We start from the raw sequence: 18,293 nt of genomic DNA on the forward strand, positions 1-18,293 counted from the left end.
GAATGAGTTTTGTCAGTTGGGGTATCGCCAAGCGGTAAGGCACTGGGTTTTGATCCCAGCATTCCCAGGTTCGAATCCTGGTACCCCAGCCACTCTTTTGTTTTTTTGATAGAAAACTCGGCGCCTCTACCGTGACACAAAACCGACTTCTCCAGTTACAACAACGAACAGCCGACAGCCGTATGATGGTATTCACTGGTAATGCCAATCGTAAGCTGGCTCAAAGCATCGCCAATTTCCTCAATATTTCCCTTGGCAAAGCCACGGTGGAAAAATTCAGTGACGGCGAAATCATGGTTGAAATCCTTGATAACGTACGTGGTAAAGACGTCTTTATCGTTCAACCTACCTGCATGCCAACCAATGATCACCTGATGGAATTGATGGTGATGACCGATGCCATCCGTCGTGCATCAGCAAAGCGTATTACGCTGGTTGTGCCTTATTTTGGTTATTCACGACAAGATCGTCGTCCTCGTTCAGCGCGTGTAGCGATTACCGCGAAAGTCGTAGCGAATATGCTGACTGGCGTTGGCGCAGACCGCGTTTTAACCGTCGATTTACATGCTGATCAAATCCAGGGCTTTTTTGATTGTCCTGTTGATAATGTTTATGCCTCACCGGTGTTACTGGGTGATATCTGGAAGCATAAATACGAAGACCTAGTGGTCGTCTCGCCTGATGTGGGTGGTGTAGTCAGAGCGCGTGCCTTAGCGAAACATCTCGGTGTTGAATTAGCCATTATCGATAAACGTCGTCCCCGCGCTAATGAAGCCAAAGTGATGAATATCATTGGTGATGTGGATGGTCGCGTGTGTGTGTTGATTGATGACATGGTGGATACTGCCGGTACATTATGTGCGGCCTCTGCTGCACTAAAAGAACATGGCGCTACCCGTGTGGTCGCCTACACAACACATCCGGTTTTATCGGGCCCAGCTATAAAAAATATCAGCAACTCAGTACTGGATGAACTAGTGGTAACCGATACCATTCCATTGCAGCCGCATGCGCAGGAATGTGAAAAAATTCGCGTGTTAAGCATTGCTGAAATGCTGGCAGAAGCGATGTACAGAATTAGCAACGAGGAGTCAGTCAGCTCCTTGTATATGGATTAGTTAGCTACGGCTGACTTTTACGTGCCGAACCTGGTCGCGGGGGAGGCTTACGCCGCTTAAAAAGCGGCATTTTTGATGGGCAAAAGTCCATTGTTTTTGGAGAAAAAAATGGAAAACTTATTTGAAGTACAAGCTGAAGCGCGTACTGATGAGGGGAAAGGTGCGAGCCGCCGCCTTCGTCATGCGGGTAAAGTACCAGCTGTTGTTTATGGCGCTGAAAAAGAGCCAGTTTCGATCGCTTTAGATCACAACCAATTCATTCGTCATTTAGCTGAAGAAGCATTTTATGCTCACATTCTGACGCTGAACATTGGCAAGAAAAAAGAGCAAGTTGTATTAAAAGACTTGCAACGTCATCCTGCCAATGACAACAAAATCATTCACGCTGACTTCCTGCGTGTTGATGCAAAACATGAAATGACAATGACTGTTCCTCTTCACTTCATCGGCGAAGAAAAAGCCGTAGGTGTGAAAGCCGGTGGTGTGGTTTCTCACGTGATGACTGAGGTTGAAATTGCTTGTTTACCAGCTGATCTGCCAGAGTTCATTGAGGTAGATATCAGCAAGCTGGAATTAGATCACGCTATTCACTTATCAGAACTTGTTCTGCCTAAAGGCGTTAGCTTACCTGCACTGTCACACGGTCAGGAAGAGCACCTTGAAGAAGGCGAACGTTCTGCTTATGACCAAGCAGTGGTCAATATTCATATGCCTCGCGTACATTCAGTGGATGATGAAGCTGAAGACGCAGAGGGTGATGAAGAAGCAACTGAAGAGTAATCTTTAGATGGGGAGCTGGATCATTGCCGGTTTAGGTAATCCCGGCTCCCAGTATGAAGGAACCCGGCATAATGTCGGGTTCTGGCTTTTGGACCAGCTGGCTCGTGAGCTCGGGGTGAACTTCACTGTTCAAAACCGATATCACGGGGAGCTGGTTCAATGCTCTCTGGATGGTCATAAAGTTTTTTTGCTCAAACCACTGACTTTTATGAACAGAAGCGGTCAGTCTGTTGCCCCGTTAGCGAATTTTTTCAAAATTCCGTTAGAGAATATTCTCGTTATTCATGATGAATTAGATTTGTCTCCCGGAACCGTTAAACTGAAACGCGATGGCGGTCATGGTGGGCATAATGGACTCAGGGATATTATTGCTCAGACGGGTGGCAAGCAATTTCTGCGCTGTCGTTTGGGAATAGGACATCCTGGTCATAGCAAGCTGGTTTCTGATTATGTTCTCAGTAAACCGTCACCGACCGATCGCCAACAGATCGAGCAAGCCATCGATAATGTTTTACGTATTTTGCCAGAGGTGTTATCCGGAAATATGGATAAGGCTATGAACTGGCTACATTCACAATAGGATTTCTCATGGGATTTAAGTGCGGTATCGTCGGTTTACCTAATGTTGGCAAATCAACCTTGTTTAATGCATTGACTGAAGCCGGTATCGATGCGCAGAACTATCCTTTTTGTACTATTGAGCCTAATGTCGGCATCGTTCCCGTACCTGATCCACGTATGGATAAACTGGCAGCTATAGTAAATCCAGAACGCGTTTTACCTACCACGATGGAATTTGTCGATATCGCTGGCCTGGTGGCGGGTGCCTCAAAAGGTGAGGGTCTGGGCAATAAATTTCTGGCCAATATTCGCGAGACAGATGCGATTGCACACGTAGTACGTTGTTTTGAAGATGACAATATCGTGCATGTCGCCGGTAAAGTGTCACCTTTGGATGATATTGAAGTGATTAATACCGAGTTAGCGCTTGCGGACTTGGAAAGTGTTGAAAAAGCCATCACCAAAACGACTCGTGATGCCAAAAGTGGTGACAAAACGGCTAAAGCCAGATTAGAGCTACTCACGCAAATGCGTGATGAACTGGATAGTGGCAAACCTGTTCGTGCCATGGGCTTTGATAAAGAACAACTGGCTTTGATTCGTGACTTACATCTGCTGACGATCAAACCCACCATGTATATTGCCAATGTCTCTGAAGATGGTTTTGAGAATAACGCTGCTTTAGATGCCGTTAAACAATTCGCTGAGCAAGAAAATGCTAATGTTGTCGCGATTTGTGCGGCGATTGAATCAGAAATCGCAGGCTTGGAAGACGATGAAAAAGTCGAATTTCTAAGTGAAATCGGGCAAGACGAGCCGGGTTTGAATCGTGTTATCCGTGCCGGTTATGAATTGCTTGGTTTACATACTTATTTTACAGCCGGTGTAAAAGAAGTGCGGGCATGGACGGTGAAAGTAGGCGCGACAGCACCGGAAGGCGCTGGTGTTATTCACACTGACTTTCAGAAAGGGTTTATCCGCGCAGAAGTCATCAGCTACGATGATTTTGTTCAATACAATGGTGAGCAAGGCGCGAAAGATGCCGGTAAGTGGCGTCTGGAAGGCAAAGAATATGTCATCAAAGATGGCGATGTCATGCATTTCCGCTTCAACGTCTAGCATTCTGGGATATGATGTCGTGAGTTCTTATTTCTTTCTGACATAGGCAAGCTATGAAGACGGCATCATTCTCCTTTTACTTCTTATCGTTAGCTATCGGTTATACACCACTGGTCAATGCCGATGATAAGTTAAATCAATGCTTGCTCACTCAACTGGCGACAGCAGATGACACCATGTCAGTCGGGGATATTAAACAATTATGTGACTCCTCAATCACCCAGAACACTATTGAGGAAGCCTCCCCCAATCCTGAGCCTGTTGACGTTAAAGTAACCAGTACGGGTTTAGAGACAGAAGACAAGTCGGCCATTACCCGACGCTTATTTCTGGAAAAGAAAGAAGCCAAAAACCCGTTTGTATTATTACCGCATAAACCGAATTACATTATCTTAAGTAATAATATGTCTGCTCCGAATGAAGCGCCATTTGAAGCAGCTTATCCGAATGACAATATTCATTTGCAGCCGTGGGAAACCAAGTTCCAAATCAGCCTGAAGCTGCCAGTGGCTTACGATCTCTTCAATGGTCGGGCTGATGCCTATGTAGCTTATACCAACCGGTCATTTTGGCAGCAGTTTAATAAACACAGTTCTTCGCCTTTCCGTGAGTCTGATCATGAACCGGAAGCCTGGTTATCATTCAAAAACGATTATGAATTGTTTGGTATAAAAAATTCACTTATTCGTACAGGTATTGTCCACCAGTCAAATGGTCAGGCAGGTGAGTTATCACGTAGCTGGAACCGGGTTTATGCGGACTTCGTGTTTGAGCACAATGATTGGTACTACTCATTTAAACCATGGTGGCGAATCCCTGATAGCAGCAGCGATGACGATAATCCGGATATCGAAGAATATATGGGTAACTTTGAATTCGGCGCTGTCTATAAAATGGATAATCACAGCTTCGATATTCTGCTGCGGAATAACCTGAATTTTGATGATAACTATGGCGCTGTTCAGTTAGGCTGGAGCTTCCCGCTGACAGACCGTGTGAAAGGTTATGTTCAATGGTTTAATGGCTATGGAGAAAGCCTGATTGACTATGATGCTCATTCCAATAGTATCGGCTTTGGTATCCAGTTGAGTGACTGGTTATAAATATGATTATTTCACTTGAAACTTAAGCATTTATATCGTATTATTTCGCGCTTCGTGTGGCTATGTAGCTCAGTTGGTTAGAGCACATCACTCATAATGATGGGGTCGGTGGTTCGAATCCACCCATAGCCACCAACAGATTCAAAAGCCGGAGTTTCTACTCCGGCTTTTTTTTCGCCTGTGAATTTGTATAGTGATGAAATCAACGTATACATGGCGTGGCTAGGTTGAGCCTTAAAATCAGCCCAAACTATGACCTCATCAGGTTCAAAACATAGTATTGTCGTTGGCCGATGTTTCTGGCACAGCTTGAATAACATCCCAGTGTTCAACAATTACGCCATTTTCAACGCGGAAAATATCAACAACCGCTTGTCCACGATCGTCTGCATCTTCAACAGAGTGCACATGCAGAAACACAAGATCATTATCTGTCGCACTTCTGACAATATCTGCTCTGTATTGTGGATGTGTCTTGAAATATCCCTCGAAGTAGTCAAGCAAAGGCGCTTTGCCATCAGGAACATCAGGATTGTGTTGGATATAGTCCTCTGCCAGAACTTTTGCCGCTTGCTTAACCTTATGTTGGTTAAAAAACTGGTTATAAAAGTGGATAACAAGTTGACGATTGGCTTCTTCTTTAGCCAGATCACGATGGCTAGCTGTTTCTGCAGTCACATTTGCGGTGAATAATACTAAACCAAGGCTAAGCAGGGCCGGTGAGACTTTACGTGATAGTGTTTTCATTATTATTTCCTTGATATTTTTTAATAACCGACAGTAAAACGTTGGCGGGGATGTTTAGGTGTTTCAATCTCATCAACCAGAGCCACAGCATAATCCTCATATGAGATGTGGCTGCCATTGTCTGAGGTGAGAAGAGTGTCTTTACCTAGTCTGAACTGACCTGTACGTTCACCTGGGCCAAACAGGGCTGATGGGGATAAGAAGGTCCAGTTAAGCTCCGTTTCTTTTTGTATTTCATCGAGAAAGTCTGCCCCTTTGCTTGCTTCGGCCTTATAGGCTTCTGGGAATTCGGCTGTGTCGATGAGACGAAGTCCGGGTTTGACTTCCAGACTGCCGGCACCACCAACTACTAAATAGCGCGGCACGCCGGATTTTTTAACCACATCGATAATGTGCTTTGCTTCAGCATCATTAAATTTTACGGCGCTTACCACGACGTCATGCCCCCTAAGATGTGGAACAATGTCATCGATGTTAAGCAGATCGGCTTTTAATGCAGTTACTCCGGGTAATGATGGAATATTTTGTGGATGACGTGAGATAGCCGTAATCTGATGATGTCTGGCTGATAATTCTTTGACTATTCTTGAACCAACTTGTCCCGAAGCACCAATGACGACAATGTTTGACATAATAAATCTCCTAATAGTATCTAATAAATATTAGGTCTATAATGTAGACCTATGGGTTAAGCGTAGATACTTTTTCTTGAGCTGACAAGAAGTCAATTTCAGCGTACTAAGTTACTTGGAGGTGACCATGACTACGACTAATTCTGTCGAAATGCAGACAGAGACTGAGTTTGACCATCCTTGTCCGATACGAGATGTGTTGGATAGAATCGGCGATCAGTGGAGTTTATTAATCCTAACCACATTAGCGCCGGCGACTTTGCGCTTTAATGAACTACATCGTGAAATTGGTGATATCTCCCGACAGATGTTATCTCGCACTTTAAAACGCTTAGAGCAGGACGGGTTTATTGAACGTAAAATCTATGCTGAGGTACCACCGAAAGTGGAATATAAACTCAGTCCTCTTGGCCATTCATTTCTTGAACCTATGCAAGCCCTTATTGCCTGGGCTGATAGCAATCATGCACAGATTTGTCAGAGTCGACGCCAGCACAGAGCAAAAAAAGATGGACAAGCCTAGATAGGTATTAATCAAAAGATAGGAATATCTTATCGGTGTAATTTAGAGTAGCCAGGAGAAGTGTTTACTTTCTGGCAGGCCATTTAGGTCTGAAAGGCTGATAGCAATAGAGAAGCAGTAATAACGCTAATGCCGCCGCTATTTTATTAAACTGTGTGGGCTGTGTTGCTTCATAGGCAAAATCAGTGTTTTGTAATGCCTTGGCCATATCCCTATTGTTTTCCAAGTGGTGATAGAGCATATGGTTTTGTTGTGCCAGATCCATTAAATAGTCTTGTTTGAGGCTGGATAGGTGTTCGGTGCCAACGGCTTTGGCCGTGCCCCATGGGCCATTACGTGGAATGTATCCCTCGACCTTGCTGGGGTCCTCCGGTAGGCCAAAGCGTGAAGCATGAGGCACATCTTCAGCAGTATAGAAACCTATCTGTACACCATCCTCGTCAAACTTGGGAATTTTACTCAGACCCAGTTCACCGACACCAATAATAATGCCTGCCTTCCAATCTTCTTTTTGATCTTCTGTATCTAGATAACTGAAATCGGGAGCATAACGTGGATTGATGGGCGGTGCTTCGTGACCATCGGTAAAAAAGACTAATTTACTGCCAGCGAGCACATCATTCAGCATCAGCTCACGCGTATTGTATAAAGCCTGAGCGATATTACTGTCAGCCACCCAGGCCATTCGCCAGTCGAGCGCATGAATACTGGCCTCAAGAACAGGGTAATCACTACAGACTTCAATTGGGGAATACAGTAAGGCCGGCACACGTTCTGTAAACACGCCTAATCCCACCTTTGAACCACATGGCAGGCTTCTGGCAGCATTCAGCATAGCGGCTTTAGCTTTTTCCAAACGGCTGATAGCACCACCGTGTTTATCAGAATAGTCCTGCACATTCATGCTACGGGTAATATCGAGCACAAACACAAAGTCATAGCTTTTTACTGTGAAGGGTAAAGGAGGCAGAACGATGGCTATCAGTAATAACACTGCGCTGGCGATTAGTGCATATAAACGCTTCATCATCACAACCTAAGGCAGACCTAATGGAAAACCAGGCATCGCTGACCATAGTTCTTCTGAGCTTTCTTGTGCTTCACCGGATTCTTGTAAATCGCCTAATGGCAGATCCCGTGATAATCGTTGTGCTGCCTCATAATTATATTTAGCTGCCCAAAACTCGGGATCTTTTTTTAATGCGGATTTATAGAGATCTTTTGCTACATCAGCCAAAGCTGTTGCACGATCAATCCCCATTTTTTCAGCCGTTTCAATCGCCTGATGTAGATAGAGATTGCCCATATTGTAGTAAACCAGTTTTAACATGGCTGGAGAGCTGATCCGTTCGGCTTTGCCATAGGCATCGACAGCATCCTCGAACATACCGCGTTGTTGTAAATGATGAGCATAGGCAAACTGAACTTCGGGCTCTGTCAGATCAATCTCAGTAGCCTCCACCAAGCGTGGTGACTGTAGCAAACGTATTATTGCATCGTTGATGTCTTGCTGATGTTGCCTTTCTATTATTTGCAGGCTGAGTAGGGTAAGAAAAACGAGGCTAATCGCCAGCGTTAGATGTTGTAGATAAATACGGCGCAACATCATGAGCGTTTCTCCAAAAATTTCACTGCAACAAGTAACAAAACAAAAAACAAAGCAAAGCCATAACACCATGCTGAGAGGCTCTGTTTTGGCAGCTTTTCCTGATAAATTAATGGCAGGCTTTCCAGTTCATCCAGCTCACCTAAAGCGGCTTGTAGTGATTCTGCAGTATCGACTTCATATGCATGGTATGGCACTGATAAGGTATTGAAAAACTTATGTAAATGTCGTTCAGGCATGACTCTGGGGTTATCATCGCGATGCGATTTGGGCTCACTGAAGATGCCTTGTCCGTTTTCAGTACGTAAGAAGAACCAGTACAGACTTACCCGGTAACGTTCAAACCATTCACGTAGGGTTTTCTGGGCACGATGGTCCAAGGTAGCGGCGCCATCGGAGACCAAAACGATCACACGTGATCCGGTGTGAGGCTGGTCTTTGAAATAACTCAAGCCCATTCCTAAACCTTTTGCAACGTTAGTAAACGCTAACCCTGGCGTCTCCAGACTATTAATCGCTGCCTGAATCGCACTTTTATGTTCAGTCAGCGGGCTGATGTAAAAAGGCTGGGTACTAAAACCGGCTACTCCGAATAAATCATGGGGACGGCGATTTACAAATTCGGAGAGTAAACGCCGGGCTGCTTGTGCTTTGGATTGCTCATTTTCATCGGGTGTCTGGCCGCCGAAGGTTTCATTCATACTGGCACTGCGATCCAATACAAAAACGATATGGGCACCTTGTCCAGTGCGAGTCACAATTTGCTCAAGACTATGCAAACCAGCGAGTCCGATAATGACAGAGGCTATAGCCAGAGAAGCAGCGAGCTTAATTAAGCGGTTTAGCCAGATAGTCAGCGGATTAAGTTTAATGAGCTGTTTGCTGGGCGTAGCATGTCGCTCAAATAAGCTGCTGAAGAAAGGTAATAAGCTGAGTGGTAATAACACCAGCAGCCATGGCACATGAAAGGCGAGATTCATGACTTACCGGAAACCACTTTGTCAGCGGCAGCGAGTCTGTCGCATAGACGAATACAATCGTTCAGCAGGTTTGGCTTGGGGGCTTCATCAAAGAAAAACACGCATCTGGATTGCTGAAAAAAATCTTCTATCTGTGTCCGGCTCTCATTAAATTGTGGGTGCTGCTGAATAAAATCATCAATTTGTGAGGCAAACACGGTATACGATGCTCGTGAATTAAACGCATCGTGCATGGCCTGCAAGCCTTGTTGAATCTGATCAACGGTGATGTTTTTATGTCGATTTATACGCTTGATTTGACGCCTTGCGGTGTGAAAAGGTGAGGTATCAAACTTAGGCAATAACCCTGCGAGAGCAGCCCAGATAAGTAAGCATAGAATCGACAAACTGGCGTAGATGATAATGGGAGTTTGATAGCGAGAAAGTGAGTGCGTTCTGGGTGCGATATCCGCTTTCATAAAGCCATCACTACCATCATTATTACCCACACCACTCGCGGTAATTTCTTTGATAGGTGACATGATGAAGTGCCAGTCGGGTAAGGTGATTTCTACACGCTGATTTTCACTGTCTGTGAACACTAACTGTTGCTCAGGAATCTGTAAGGTTCGAACATCAAGGGGTGCGTAAAATGTTTGATAGCGGAGGGTAAGATTGTAGATGGTCTTTTTGCCCTGTTGCTCAGAAGTCATGCTCACGCTATTCAGATCCAGCCAGTAAGTCAGTTCACCTTCTACAGGTAATGAGGATGGAGATAAGGAATAGCCTTCATCCACGGCAATCAGATAGCGGTGTTCGATAATATCACCCACAATCAGGCCATAATTTCGCCCCTGGTCCATTTTGATAAGCTGAGCAGGCAGAACCGGTTCCGCGTAACAGGCAGCAGACAGCAGAAATAAGCTCAAAAGCAGTGAAATGGTGTTAATAAGCTTCATAAAGGTTCCTACTGCATCGAAAAGTATCGACTCATTTGTTTGGCGTCATAGTGATCAATCAACCAAAAAGGCTGTTGATTAAAGCGGCGGAATTGTTGTGTGAGGTAGGCTCTCCGATCTTCATATTGTTGCTGAATTTTTTGTTTCTGATCACGGGTGATAAACACTAGAGAGCTGACACCCGTTTCAAGATCGGTCAGCTCAACAAATCGCCATAACGGGAAGTCGAGATACTCTTTGGATTGCCATAACACTATGGGTACAACTAAATGCGCTGATAAAACGGTCATCAATGACTGTAATTGTGTTTCCGGCCAGTGAAAGTCTGAGACTAAAAATATGAGTGCAGGTTTGCCAGGTAACACGGGGAAAACCTGTTGAGTAGCTTCCGCATGATTGGACTCGGGGCTGAGCCTCGTAAACTCGGTTGTTAGGGCATCGATATCATCGAGCTTTATTAGTTTTTCCTTGAGTAGATAGCAGGAAAAACGGTCATTAGCGGCTTCAACTGAGGCCTTAGTACTCTCATAGACTTCATGCAGTAATGCCGATTTTTCGTCATACAGCATTGAGGATGAACCATCGATAAGTAATAACACATCGATTTTGCTACGTTGTCTGTAACTTTTGACATGCAGAGACTCAAAAGGATCGGTCAGGCTGGCATTCAGGTCCAGCCTTGATGTATCGGGTTCATCCAAAAATAATGATTTTTTATAAAAGTCAGCGCCTGTACCTCGTTGCCGACTTTTATGTGAGCCCAGCATTAAGCCACTGACCAGGCCAGTGGTTTTGTAATCAAACGTCTGGTTCATGGTGATTGAATGGTATTCAATGCGGCAGTGATGAGTGATTCAACAATCTCATCACGGTTGTAGTCATAAACGGGGTTTAAAAAGAGTCGATGCTTGGCGATTTGCCGGATAATCATATGAAAATCTTCTGGCACTAATGCATCACGTCCATTGAGCCAGGCATTGACTCTGGCGCCACGGGCAAGATAACTGATCCCGCGTGGTCCCATACCACCACGTAACATATTGCTTGTATCGACATCAGTGATCTGAATGCCATATTCAGCAGGTTCACGTAGCGCACGACACAAGTGATAGCCGTAGTCCTGCACTTTTTCACTGGTGTGGACATGCTCCTGAATGGCGGCAGCAACATCATTCAATTGCTGGAATGGCACAATGGCTTTATCCGCTGAATCCACCAGTTTGTCGGCATCATGGTAACGTGGATTAAACATCAGGTCTTTCAATTGCACTTCAGATTTTGGCTGCTCAACATGCAGCTCCATCATAAAGCGATCACGTGCTGCGGCAGGCAGCTCAAAGGTTTCATCCTTTTCAATACGATTACGATCAGCAAACACCTGTAAATGAGGGAAAAAGTGTGTTTGGTTGAAAGCATGCACGCTACGTTCGGCCATGATTCTCAATAACAGAGAGTGGACCTGGGGACGCGCCCGGTTAATCTCATTGAAAAAGAAAATAGAGAGTTCATCTCCATGTTTCAGAACCGGCCCTGAACTGACACCTGGTTTACCATTTTCAGCAATATAGGTGTAATAGACGAGGTCATGCGGCATCAGATCGATGGTGCCCTCAATACGTTCAAAGTTACCACCCAGACATTCGGCTACGGTTTTCAGCAAGGTGGTTTTACCGACACCTACATCACCTTCAAGCAGGATATGTCCTCTGGAGAGCGTTGCAATGGTCATCAATCTGACAATGTGTTCTTGACCCAGGATGGTGCTGTTGATGCTGGATTCCATCTTAGCAATAAGCGCATGCCAATCTGACATCGCTATCGTTGATGTTTTAGATAGCTGGTTCATAGCGGTTTCACATGGAAGAAAAAGAAAAGACCGGCCTGAGAATTAGGCCGGTCGGCTTCAGTAATGGATTAATAAACCCATTTACCTGTTTTTTTGAACTGTTCAACACGTTCTGCATTGCGTTTTTCCATTGCTTTTAACGCAGCATCTTGTTTGTTCAGTTCTTTTTCACTGTGTTTTGGATCGTACTTAGAACCTTTGATTTTGTCAGGGAAACCTGGTTTGGCTTCCCAGCAATCACCAGCGGCTTTGCATTTAGTACCATCGTAAGCCATAACTGCACTTGCACCTGACAACATCATCAGAGCTGAACAAGCAATAGCGATTGTTTTTAGTTTCATATTTCTCTCCTTATTTTTGCGACGACATAATGAATTGGCATGCTGCCACTATGGCAACATGCCACCCATTAATTAATGATGAGTTTTATTAAAGTTATCCATAGCTTCTTTGAAGTCTTCTGGCACTTCTGCTGGTTTAAAGTTAGCTTTCTGCTCTTCAGTCAACCAGTCTGCTTTATCTGCTGAACCCCAATAAACACTTCTTACCCAGGCCATGATGTGCAAGATTTCATCTTTAGTGAGGTTGTTGTACTGTGGCCCCATCATGCTACGGGCACCACCATAAATGGTTTCGAAGAGGCCTTTATCGTTAGCGTTTTTAGGATAGGTGTAATAATCATCTCCTAATGCTGGTCCTAACTTGCCTTCAGCATGATGACCATGGCAACCAGAGCAAGCTGTCATAAACAGGCTTTCACCTGCCTTGATGGCTTCATCATCGGTGTTGTAGAGGTTTTCACCGGTATTAAGGAAATGCTCTACAGCTTCTGTTTTTTCACCTTTCTTGCCAAAAGATAAGTCCAGCACATCACCTGTGACTGTATTTCTGAAAACCAATTGAGATTGAGCGACAGGAATCATTGCCACGGAGAGTACCGAGACAGTAAGCAGTGCGATTCCTCGAATCTTCTTTGGCAAAAATGTTTTGATAGTCATGATTTAAAAAATTTCCTGTAAGTAACAAAGAGTATTTTTATTTGAGTTATAAAAGTGGGATGCCTTCGTCTTTCAATACGGCTTTGATCTTAGGATCAGCTTTATGCAGCGCTGTATTGATTTCTTTCAACAGTTCCTGATCATCACTGCGTACGGCGATCGCTTGTTCAAACTGTTGTCTGACACCTTCTCCATCATGGGTTGGCGCAATTTCTTCAGAGACCACCATTTTCAGTGGAACGGAGGCTGATTTAACATAGCGCGCTGCTTCTGGTGCCCAGATATGAGCGATATCCGCTTTACCTGAAACGACTTCTGATACCAGTAAGTCAGGTGCGTAACGGACATACTGATTACGACGAGACTTAAAGCCGATTAATGACATGGTGTAATTGAAGTTGCCTTCATATTTGTCAATTTCACGCAGCATGACTTCTGAAGGACTGCCTGGAACAATGGCAAATTTAGACATGTCTTTCAGTGCTGGACTTTGCCAGTTCTTAATATCCAAGCCTTTGTCTGCAGGGTATATAAAGGCATAACCCGATTTATAGTATGGGTCACTGGTCGCGACACGAGGATCACCTTTGTCTACGCCCATGACGACATCACATTGATTTTTAAGCAGCTTCTCAGTAACGAGGAAAATAGCTGCTTTGTCGGACCAGACGAACTCTAGTTCCCGATCCATGGTATCCGCTAGAATTTTTGCCAGTTCATTCTCAAAGCCTTCCTGCTGCTTATTTGAGTAGGGCATTTCATCACTGGCTGCACACACTTTGAGCGTGCTGGTATTGGCTTGTGCATTAAAGGCTAAGCCACTGCCTAATAGGAGTGCCAAAAAAGAAGGTAACATCCGACCTGATTTGGCTTGTTTCATGTTTCGTTTCATCGTGTTGGTCTCTTTGATGGAGGCCAGCAACCCTATGGTTGCTGGCCAGGTTTCTAACGAAATAAGTCTTAAGTTATTGACCTGTAAGCGACTGCTTACATGCCGTATTCACCTAAGCTCACGTCGTCATATGGGCTCTTACCATCAAGTGAGAAGACCATGACACCACCACCCATTTGAGTGTTTTTAGCCAGTTCTTTAAAGGCACCTACTGCACCTAAACCAGCTGATGGATCATTCAGGTCAAATACCAGACCTACTGCAGGCCAACCACCGACACCGTAGTTGATAGCAACATACTGTGTACCTTTATGTGTGTAAGTCATTGGATGACCGATAACACCTGAAGGCAGTTTGAATTTCCACAGTAATTTACCTGTATCAGCGTCACGTGCTTTGATGAAGCCATCTAATGTTCCGTAGAACACTAAGCCGCCTTCTGTTGCAGTCGTTCCACCCCAAACAGAGAATTTCTCCATTTTTTCCCAGGCGAACTCACCCGTAATCGCGTTGTAGGCTTTAACTTGGCCTGAACCGATTCCGTTTTGACGATCACCTTTAGGACCAGGGTATGTCCATACGTTGGCACCAACGAAGAACTGACCTGCACGATATGGCAACATGAACGGTTCCCAATCCATACATAGGTGGTTAATACCTAAGTAGAACAATTCACGTTTAGGATCGTAAGAATCGAAACCTTGGTTATGGAAGCCCATTGCTGATGGACATACATCACGTGAACGGTGTCCCATACGTGTTCCATATTCAGGGTCACGAATTGGTAAACCTGTTTCCAGATCGACTTTTTTCACCCAGTTTGCCGTGTCATCCATTTTGTTAGCAGACACTAAGTCACCTGTTTCACGATCCAGTGTGTAGATGATGCCGTTACGGTCAGGGTGAGTCAGCAATTTACGCATTTTGCCGTTTTTGTCTTTTTGCTCAGAAAGCATCATGACGTTAACGCCCGCGTAATCCCATTCATCATGAGGTGTTTTTTGGTAACCGAATTTAGCTAAACCAGTTTCCAGATCACGACCCCAGATAGTCATCGTCCATTTGTTATCACCAGGACGCATCGTTTCGTTCCACGGAGCAGGGTTACCTGAACCATAGTAGAACATGTCTAATTGTGGATCGTAGGCATACCAACCCCAGTTAGTACCACCACCGATTTTCCATGCGTTGTCTTCCCAGGTAGATGTACCCAGACCTTTTTGACCATAGTGAGGGTTATGTTTGTTGAAGTCTTTATCCAGACCCACATCTGCATCAGGACCCGTTGCATACCAACGCCATACCATTTCACCCGTGTGAATATCGTATGCGGTGACATAACCACGAACACCTAATTCAGCACCAGAAGAACCTTGGATAACCAAGTCTTTAGCAACAAATGGTGCAGCTGTTTCTGTTTGACCAACGCTGATATCACCATTTTCTACTTTCCAGTATTCTTCACCTGTTTCAGCATTTAATGCGACAACGTGACCATCCAGTAAGCTTTTCACGATCATGGCTGGCGCTTTGTCATCCCCTGGCCAGTAAGCTAGACCACGGTTAACAACGTCACAACAGGCAACAGCACGTGCAGCTGGATCTTGTTTTGGTTTGTGTTCCCATTTGATCACACCTGGCTCATCCAGATCGATAGCAAAAGTGTTGTTCGGGAAAGGTGTGTGAATGTACATAGTGCCGTTCACAACAAGCGGTGCACCTTCATGACCGTTTAGTACACCTGTTGAGAATGACCATGATGGACGCAGTTTTTTAACGTTGTCTTTGTTAATTTGTTTGGCAGTACTGTAGTGGGTGCCTGAGAAATCTTTCCCTTGCATTACCCAGTTTTCATTGCTTTTAGACAGTTCTACTAACTTATCATTTGCAACTGACATGCCTGACATCAATCCGAGTGCGGATGAGACAGCAAGCGCAGTACCGATTTTTGACCACCGGCTATGATGCATTTCTCTCATATATCCTCCTATTTGTTTTGAGAGTCAGTCAATGCTGACTTTGTGTATCAGCTGTAAAAAACACGGCTGAGCACAAAGGTCATCTTCTTATCTTTGCTGTGACAGGGGATAGAGAGCTACACCTGAAAGGTTCAGGGAAGTTATCCTTAATTCGCTGGTGAAGCTATGTTGTTTAAGTTTTTTGTTTTTATATATCAATAATTTATTTGTTGTTTATGTTTTTCTCTATGGGAGCTATGTGTAAAAACATAATGAACTTTTTCACTAGCCACCATTAACTAGGCGGTGTAGTGATCAGGCCGGTTTTTTGTGCCAGGAAAATAATTTCGGCCAGATTATTAGTGCCTAATTTTCGCATCATATTGGTTTTGTAATTGGATACTGTTTTAGGCGCCAGAGCTAAGTTATCAGCCATTTCATTGATACTTTTTCCTTCTGCCACCATGCGAAATACGGCAAATTCCTGATGTGATAACGAGTGCACTTTCTGATCAGCATGAATCAGTTTTTCCATGGCAATGGCGCGAGCAATCTCTGTACTCAGATAGTGGCCACGACTGGCTATCGTTTTAACGGCTTCAATCAATACGGATGATGGACAGGATTTAGTGATATAACCGCGCGCTCCCATATCCATCGCTCGCATAGCCAGCGTGGAATCATCGTGCATGGTGCAAACAAGAATTTTAGCTTGTGGATCACGGGATGTTATGCGGCGAATACATTCAAGGCCACCGGCACCAGGCATGCTGATATCAATGATACAAACATCCGGTTTATGACTGACATAGAGCCGGTAACCTTCTTCTGAATTACTGGCCTGACCGATGACGTCAAACCCTGAAGAGTTCAATAAATGTTGGTAGCCATCTCGTAAAATGGCGTGATCATCAATCAATAATATAGTCGTTTTAGACATGATGGTTTACTCAAATAATTGGGTCATAAGGAATCGTAATCGTTAAGCAGGTTCCCTGAGGCTGACGAGATGCAATATAAAATTCGCCGTCTAAAGCCTCGCAACGTTCACGAATACTGATAAGTCCAAGGCCTTGTTGGGCTTCTATATTGCTGTTGAAGCCCTGACCGTCATCTTCCAGCTTTAATTGAATACAGGCATTGCCAGGTTCACGGAATTGATGCAAATAGATAAAAACCTGATCGGCATTGGCGTGACGGCTAATATTCGTCAGCCCTTCCTGTAGGCCTCGATATATCGACAGTGCAACTGCTTTGGGTATTTCATGATCCTGTATCTCCAGTGAGAGATGTTCTCTGCCCTGGAAGGCTTGTTTCCATTCAGAAACCAGCTCACGAACAGCGCCTTTAAGGCCGATACTGTCAAGGCTCGGTGGCTTTAGATGACGTAATTTATTACGGGTAATTGAGCGAAGCACGGTTGTACTGTCCATGACAGATTCGAGGATAGGCTGGAGAGTGGGGTTGTCGGTTTGGTTTAAGGCGACAGTCAAGTTGGCATCCATTGCAGCAAGGTGTTGACCAAAGATATCGTGAAGTTCAGAGGCGAGATGATCGCGTTCAGACTCTCTGACCAAGGCTATTCGTTGGACTAAGGCCTGTTTATCGTTGAGTAGCTGACGTATTTTTTTATTGTTTTGGCTTAATTCTGCCTGCATCGCCAAATTGTGTTTGAGCGACAGTGATAACTCTGAAATACGTCGGGTGCTAAACCAGATAAGGCCGGCACAAAAAACCAGTAATACAAAAATAATCTCATCAAGCTGATAGAACTCGCCCAGAGCAGTCCAATCGATATAACGTTCTGCCAGATCCAAATACGATGCGACAAGATAAGTAATAAGTGACGAGATGGTAATCCAGACGACGTCGCGTTTAATACTGTGTTTACGCTGATTGTTATCAGTGTGATGCTTGAGCTGCTGCAGGCCTTCCATAATGTATTCATACGTCATTAAAAAAAGAAAAGTATGAAGCAGAGGCAGCGATTTACCCATAGCCTAAGATGAGATGGGGAGCAAATCACGCAGACATAGATGAAAAGGTCCTGATGAAATACAAGGACATGTCTCTAACGGTATCGGCACAATGCTCAGTACGATGGTCAAGTTTTCTATTCACTTTGAGGAAGAACATGAAACTCTTGCCACTACTGCTTTCAGTACTACTTTTTTTCCCCGGAATAAGCCTGGCGGATTCCACCACACACAAAACCTATGAGGAAATGGCATTCCTCAAACACTTCACCGGAAAAACCCCCGAATTTATCAGAACAGAGTTGGGTGAGCCTGACAGCATCGCTAAGAAAGAAAACGCCAGTGGCACGATTGAGTTCTGGATTTATCGTGATCTTGTGCAGCAAGCACACTCTGACAAAATTTATCGCTATACCCAGTTCGGCATTGTTAATGGCCATGTTGAGACATTGGGACATACCAATCGCGACCCTAAATAACATCCTATTTACGACACTTAAATTAAAGAGGAACACT

At 44.5% G+C, this 18,293-nt stretch carries 21 protein-coding genes and 2 tRNA genes; 9 read left to right on the forward strand and 14 right to left on the reverse strand.

The window, feature by feature from the left end; all coding sequences use genetic code 11:
- Window positions 1-17: 17 nt before the first annotated feature.
- The 7 genes from B2248_RS01790 (at window position 18) to B2248_RS01820 (ending at window position 4,816) form a co-directional block, all read left to right on the forward strand.
- A tRNA-Gln gene (locus tag B2248_RS01790) sits at window positions 18-92 on the forward strand.
- Between the two features lie 90 nt (window positions 93-182).
- Window positions 183-1,118: a ribose-phosphate diphosphokinase gene (locus B2248_RS01795; RefSeq protein ID WP_177207333.1), complete on the forward strand. Its 936-nt coding sequence runs from the start codon at window positions 183-185 to the stop codon at window positions 1,116-1,118.
- Window positions 1,119-1,226: 108 nt separating this feature from the next.
- Window positions 1,227-1,898, forward strand: coding sequence for a 50S ribosomal protein L25/general stress protein Ctc (locus B2248_RS01800; RefSeq protein ID WP_040576141.1), 672 nt, complete (start codon window positions 1,227-1,229; stop codon window positions 1,896-1,898).
- 7 nt (window positions 1,899-1,905) lie between these two features.
- Window positions 1,906-2,478 carry an aminoacyl-tRNA hydrolase gene (gene pth, locus B2248_RS01805; RefSeq protein ID WP_007144388.1) on the forward strand — a complete coding sequence of 191 codons (573 nt, stop codon included), beginning with the start codon at window positions 1,906-1,908 and terminating at the stop codon, window positions 2,476-2,478.
- Window positions 2,479-2,486: 8 nt separating this feature from the next.
- The gene (gene ychF / locus B2248_RS01810) at window positions 2,487-3,578 is read left to right on the forward strand and encodes a redox-regulated ATPase YchF (protein ID WP_007144389.1); all 1,092 of its coding nucleotides are present in this window, start codon (window positions 2,487-2,489) and stop codon (window positions 3,576-3,578) included.
- 53 nt (window positions 3,579-3,631) lie between these two features.
- Window positions 3,632-4,681 (forward strand): phospholipase A, encoded by a 1,050-nt coding sequence (locus B2248_RS01815; RefSeq protein WP_007144390.1) that lies wholly within the window; start codon window positions 3,632-3,634, stop codon window positions 4,679-4,681.
- 58 nt (window positions 4,682-4,739) lie between these two features.
- Window positions 4,740-4,816, forward strand: a tRNA-Met gene (locus tag B2248_RS01820).
- A 132-nt stretch (window positions 4,817-4,948) separates the two neighbouring features.
- Here B2248_RS01820 and B2248_RS01825 read toward each other — a convergent pair.
- Window positions 4,949-5,428, reverse strand: a complete 480-nt coding sequence (locus B2248_RS01825) for a nuclear transport factor 2 family protein (protein ID WP_273182953.1) — start codon at window positions 5,426-5,428, stop codon at window positions 4,949-4,951.
- Between the two features lie 20 nt (window positions 5,429-5,448).
- A complete protein-coding gene (locus B2248_RS01830) occupies window positions 5,449-6,060 on the reverse strand; it encodes an NAD(P)-dependent oxidoreductase (protein ID WP_273182954.1) in 612 nt (203 codons plus the stop codon).
- Window positions 6,061-6,187: 127 nt separating this feature from the next.
- On the opposite strand from B2248_RS01830, the gene B2248_RS01835 reads away from it, so the two are divergent.
- The gene (locus B2248_RS01835; protein ID WP_273182956.1) at window positions 6,188-6,583 is read left to right on the forward strand and encodes a winged helix-turn-helix transcriptional regulator; all 396 of its coding nucleotides are present in this window, start codon (window positions 6,188-6,190) and stop codon (window positions 6,581-6,583) included.
- Window positions 6,584-6,647: 64 nt separating this feature from the next.
- On the opposite strand, the gene B2248_RS01840 is transcribed toward B2248_RS01835, so the two are convergent.
- The 12 genes from B2248_RS01840 to B2248_RS01895 form a co-directional block, all read right to left on the reverse strand.
- The gene (locus tag B2248_RS01840) at window positions 6,648-7,610 is read right to left on the reverse strand and encodes a vWA domain-containing protein (RefSeq protein ID WP_273182958.1); all 963 of its coding nucleotides are present in this window, start codon (window positions 7,608-7,610) and stop codon (window positions 6,648-6,650) included.
- Window positions 7,611-7,619: 9 nt separating this feature from the next.
- Window positions 7,620-8,192: an MxaK protein gene (locus tag B2248_RS01845; protein ID WP_273182960.1), complete on the reverse strand. Its 573-nt coding sequence runs from the start codon at window positions 8,190-8,192 to the stop codon at window positions 7,620-7,622.
- A complete protein-coding gene (locus B2248_RS01850) occupies window positions 8,189-9,169 on the reverse strand; it encodes a vWA domain-containing protein (RefSeq protein ID WP_273182963.1) in 981 nt (326 codons plus the stop codon). The genes B2248_RS01845 and B2248_RS01850 overlap by 4 nt, the downstream gene beginning before the upstream one ends.
- Window positions 9,166-10,107, reverse strand: coding sequence for a hypothetical protein (locus tag B2248_RS01855; RefSeq protein ID WP_273182965.1), 942 nt, complete (start codon window positions 10,105-10,107; stop codon window positions 9,166-9,168). The genes B2248_RS01850 and B2248_RS01855 overlap by 4 nt, the downstream gene beginning before the upstream one ends.
- 8 nt (window positions 10,108-10,115) lie before the next feature.
- Entirely contained in the window at window positions 10,116-10,922 is an 807-nt protein-coding gene (locus tag B2248_RS01860; RefSeq protein ID WP_007144398.1) for a hypothetical protein, read from the reverse strand.
- Window positions 10,919-11,953 (reverse strand): AAA family ATPase, encoded by a 1,035-nt coding sequence (locus B2248_RS01865; protein WP_007144399.1) that lies wholly within the window; start codon window positions 11,951-11,953, stop codon window positions 10,919-10,921. Before B2248_RS01865 ends, B2248_RS01860 begins: the two co-directional genes overlap by 4 nt.
- Before the next feature lie 68 nt (window positions 11,954-12,021).
- On the reverse strand, window positions 12,022-12,294 hold the full coding sequence (locus B2248_RS01870) for a methanol dehydrogenase (RefSeq protein ID WP_273182967.1): 273 nt from the start codon (window positions 12,292-12,294) through the stop codon (window positions 12,022-12,024).
- Between the two features lie 72 nt (window positions 12,295-12,366).
- The gene (gene moxG / locus B2248_RS01875; protein ID WP_273182969.1) at window positions 12,367-12,951 is read right to left on the reverse strand and encodes a cytochrome c(L), periplasmic; all 585 of its coding nucleotides are present in this window, start codon (window positions 12,949-12,951) and stop codon (window positions 12,367-12,369) included.
- A gap of 46 nt (window positions 12,952-12,997) precedes the next feature.
- Entirely contained in the window at window positions 12,998-13,843 is an 846-nt protein-coding gene (moxJ, locus tag B2248_RS01880) for a methanol oxidation system protein MoxJ (protein WP_273182971.1), read from the reverse strand.
- A 95-nt stretch (window positions 13,844-13,938) separates the two neighbouring features.
- Entirely contained in the window at window positions 13,939-15,822 is a 1,884-nt protein-coding gene (locus B2248_RS01885; RefSeq protein ID WP_007144403.1) for a methanol/ethanol family PQQ-dependent dehydrogenase, read from the reverse strand.
- A gap of 274 nt (window positions 15,823-16,096) precedes the next feature.
- Window positions 16,097-16,741 (reverse strand): response regulator transcription factor, encoded by a 645-nt coding sequence (locus B2248_RS01890; protein ID WP_007144404.1) that lies wholly within the window; start codon window positions 16,739-16,741, stop codon window positions 16,097-16,099.
- A 10-nt stretch (window positions 16,742-16,751) separates the two neighbouring features.
- Window positions 16,752-17,738 (reverse strand): sensor histidine kinase, encoded by a 987-nt coding sequence (locus B2248_RS01895; protein ID WP_273182978.1) that lies wholly within the window; start codon window positions 17,736-17,738, stop codon window positions 16,752-16,754.
- Between the two features lie 197 nt (window positions 17,739-17,935).
- Between B2248_RS01895 and B2248_RS01900 the strand changes: the two genes are divergently transcribed.
- Complete coding sequence (locus B2248_RS01900) at window positions 17,936-18,256, forward strand: hypothetical protein (RefSeq protein WP_273182980.1); 321 nt, start codon at window positions 17,936-17,938, stop codon at window positions 18,254-18,256.
- The last annotated feature ends 37 nt before the right edge of the window (window positions 18,257-18,293 follow it).

The organism is Methylophaga sp. UBA2012 (genome assembly GCF_002335235.1).
In the GTDB taxonomy this organism is placed as follows: domain Bacteria; phylum Pseudomonadota; class Gammaproteobacteria; order Nitrosococcales; family Methylophagaceae; genus Methylophaga; species Methylophaga thalassica.

Excerpts from the sequence above, each read along its gene's own strand:
- B2248_RS01795 (WP_177207333.1), top strand. The coding sequence starts at position 183 with ATGATGGTATTCACTGGTAATGCCAATCGTAAGCTGGCTCAAAGCATC.
- B2248_RS01800 (WP_040576141.1), top strand. The coding sequence starts at position 1,227 with ATGGAAAACTTATTTGAAGTACAAGCTGAAGCGCGTACTGATGAGGGG.
- pth (WP_007144388.1), top strand. The coding sequence starts at position 1,906 with ATGGGGAGCTGGATCATTGCCGGTTTAGGTAATCCCGGCTCCCAGTAT.
- ychF (WP_007144389.1), top strand. The coding sequence starts at position 2,487 with ATGGGATTTAAGTGCGGTATCGTCGGTTTACCTAATGTTGGCAAATCA.
- B2248_RS01815 (WP_007144390.1), top strand. The coding sequence starts at position 3,632 with ATGAAGACGGCATCATTCTCCTTTTACTTCTTATCGTTAGCTATCGGT.
- B2248_RS01825 (WP_273182953.1), bottom strand. The coding sequence starts at position 5,428 with ATGAAAACACTATCACGTAAAGTCTCACCGGCCCTGCTTAGCCTTGGT.
- B2248_RS01830 (WP_273182954.1), bottom strand. The coding sequence starts at position 6,060 with ATGTCAAACATTGTCGTCATTGGTGCTTCGGGACAAGTTGGTTCAAGA.
- B2248_RS01835 (WP_273182956.1), top strand. The coding sequence starts at position 6,188 with ATGACTACGACTAATTCTGTCGAAATGCAGACAGAGACTGAGTTTGAC.
- B2248_RS01840 (WP_273182958.1), bottom strand. The coding sequence starts at position 7,610 with ATGAAGCGTTTATATGCACTAATCGCCAGCGCAGTGTTATTACTGATA.
- B2248_RS01845 (WP_273182960.1), bottom strand. The coding sequence starts at position 8,192 with ATGATGTTGCGCCGTATTTATCTACAACATCTAACGCTGGCGATTAGC.
- B2248_RS01850 (WP_273182963.1), bottom strand. The coding sequence starts at position 9,169 with ATGAATCTCGCCTTTCATGTGCCATGGCTGCTGGTGTTATTACCACTC.
- B2248_RS01855 (WP_273182965.1), bottom strand. The coding sequence starts at position 10,107 with ATGAAGCTTATTAACACCATTTCACTGCTTTTGAGCTTATTTCTGCTG.
- B2248_RS01860 (WP_007144398.1), bottom strand. The coding sequence starts at position 10,922 with ATGAACCAGACGTTTGATTACAAAACCACTGGCCTGGTCAGTGGCTTA.
- B2248_RS01865 (WP_007144399.1), bottom strand. The coding sequence starts at position 11,953 with ATGAACCAGCTATCTAAAACATCAACGATAGCGATGTCAGATTGGCAT.
- B2248_RS01870 (WP_273182967.1), bottom strand. The coding sequence starts at position 12,294 with ATGAAACTAAAAACAATCGCTATTGCTTGTTCAGCTCTGATGATGTTG.
- moxG (WP_273182969.1), bottom strand. The coding sequence starts at position 12,951 with ATGACTATCAAAACATTTTTGCCAAAGAAGATTCGAGGAATCGCACTG.
- moxJ (WP_273182971.1), bottom strand. The coding sequence starts at position 13,843 with ATGAAACGAAACATGAAACAAGCCAAATCAGGTCGGATGTTACCTTCT.
- B2248_RS01885 (WP_007144403.1), bottom strand. The coding sequence starts at position 15,822 with ATGAGAGAAATGCATCATAGCCGGTGGTCAAAAATCGGTACTGCGCTT.
- B2248_RS01890 (WP_007144404.1), bottom strand. The coding sequence starts at position 16,741 with ATGTCTAAAACGACTATATTATTGATTGATGATCACGCCATTTTACGA.
- B2248_RS01895 (WP_273182978.1), bottom strand. The coding sequence starts at position 17,738 with ATGGAAGGCCTGCAGCAGCTCAAGCATCACACTGATAACAATCAGCGT.
- B2248_RS01900 (WP_273182980.1), top strand. The coding sequence starts at position 17,936 with ATGAAACTCTTGCCACTACTGCTTTCAGTACTACTTTTTTTCCCCGGA.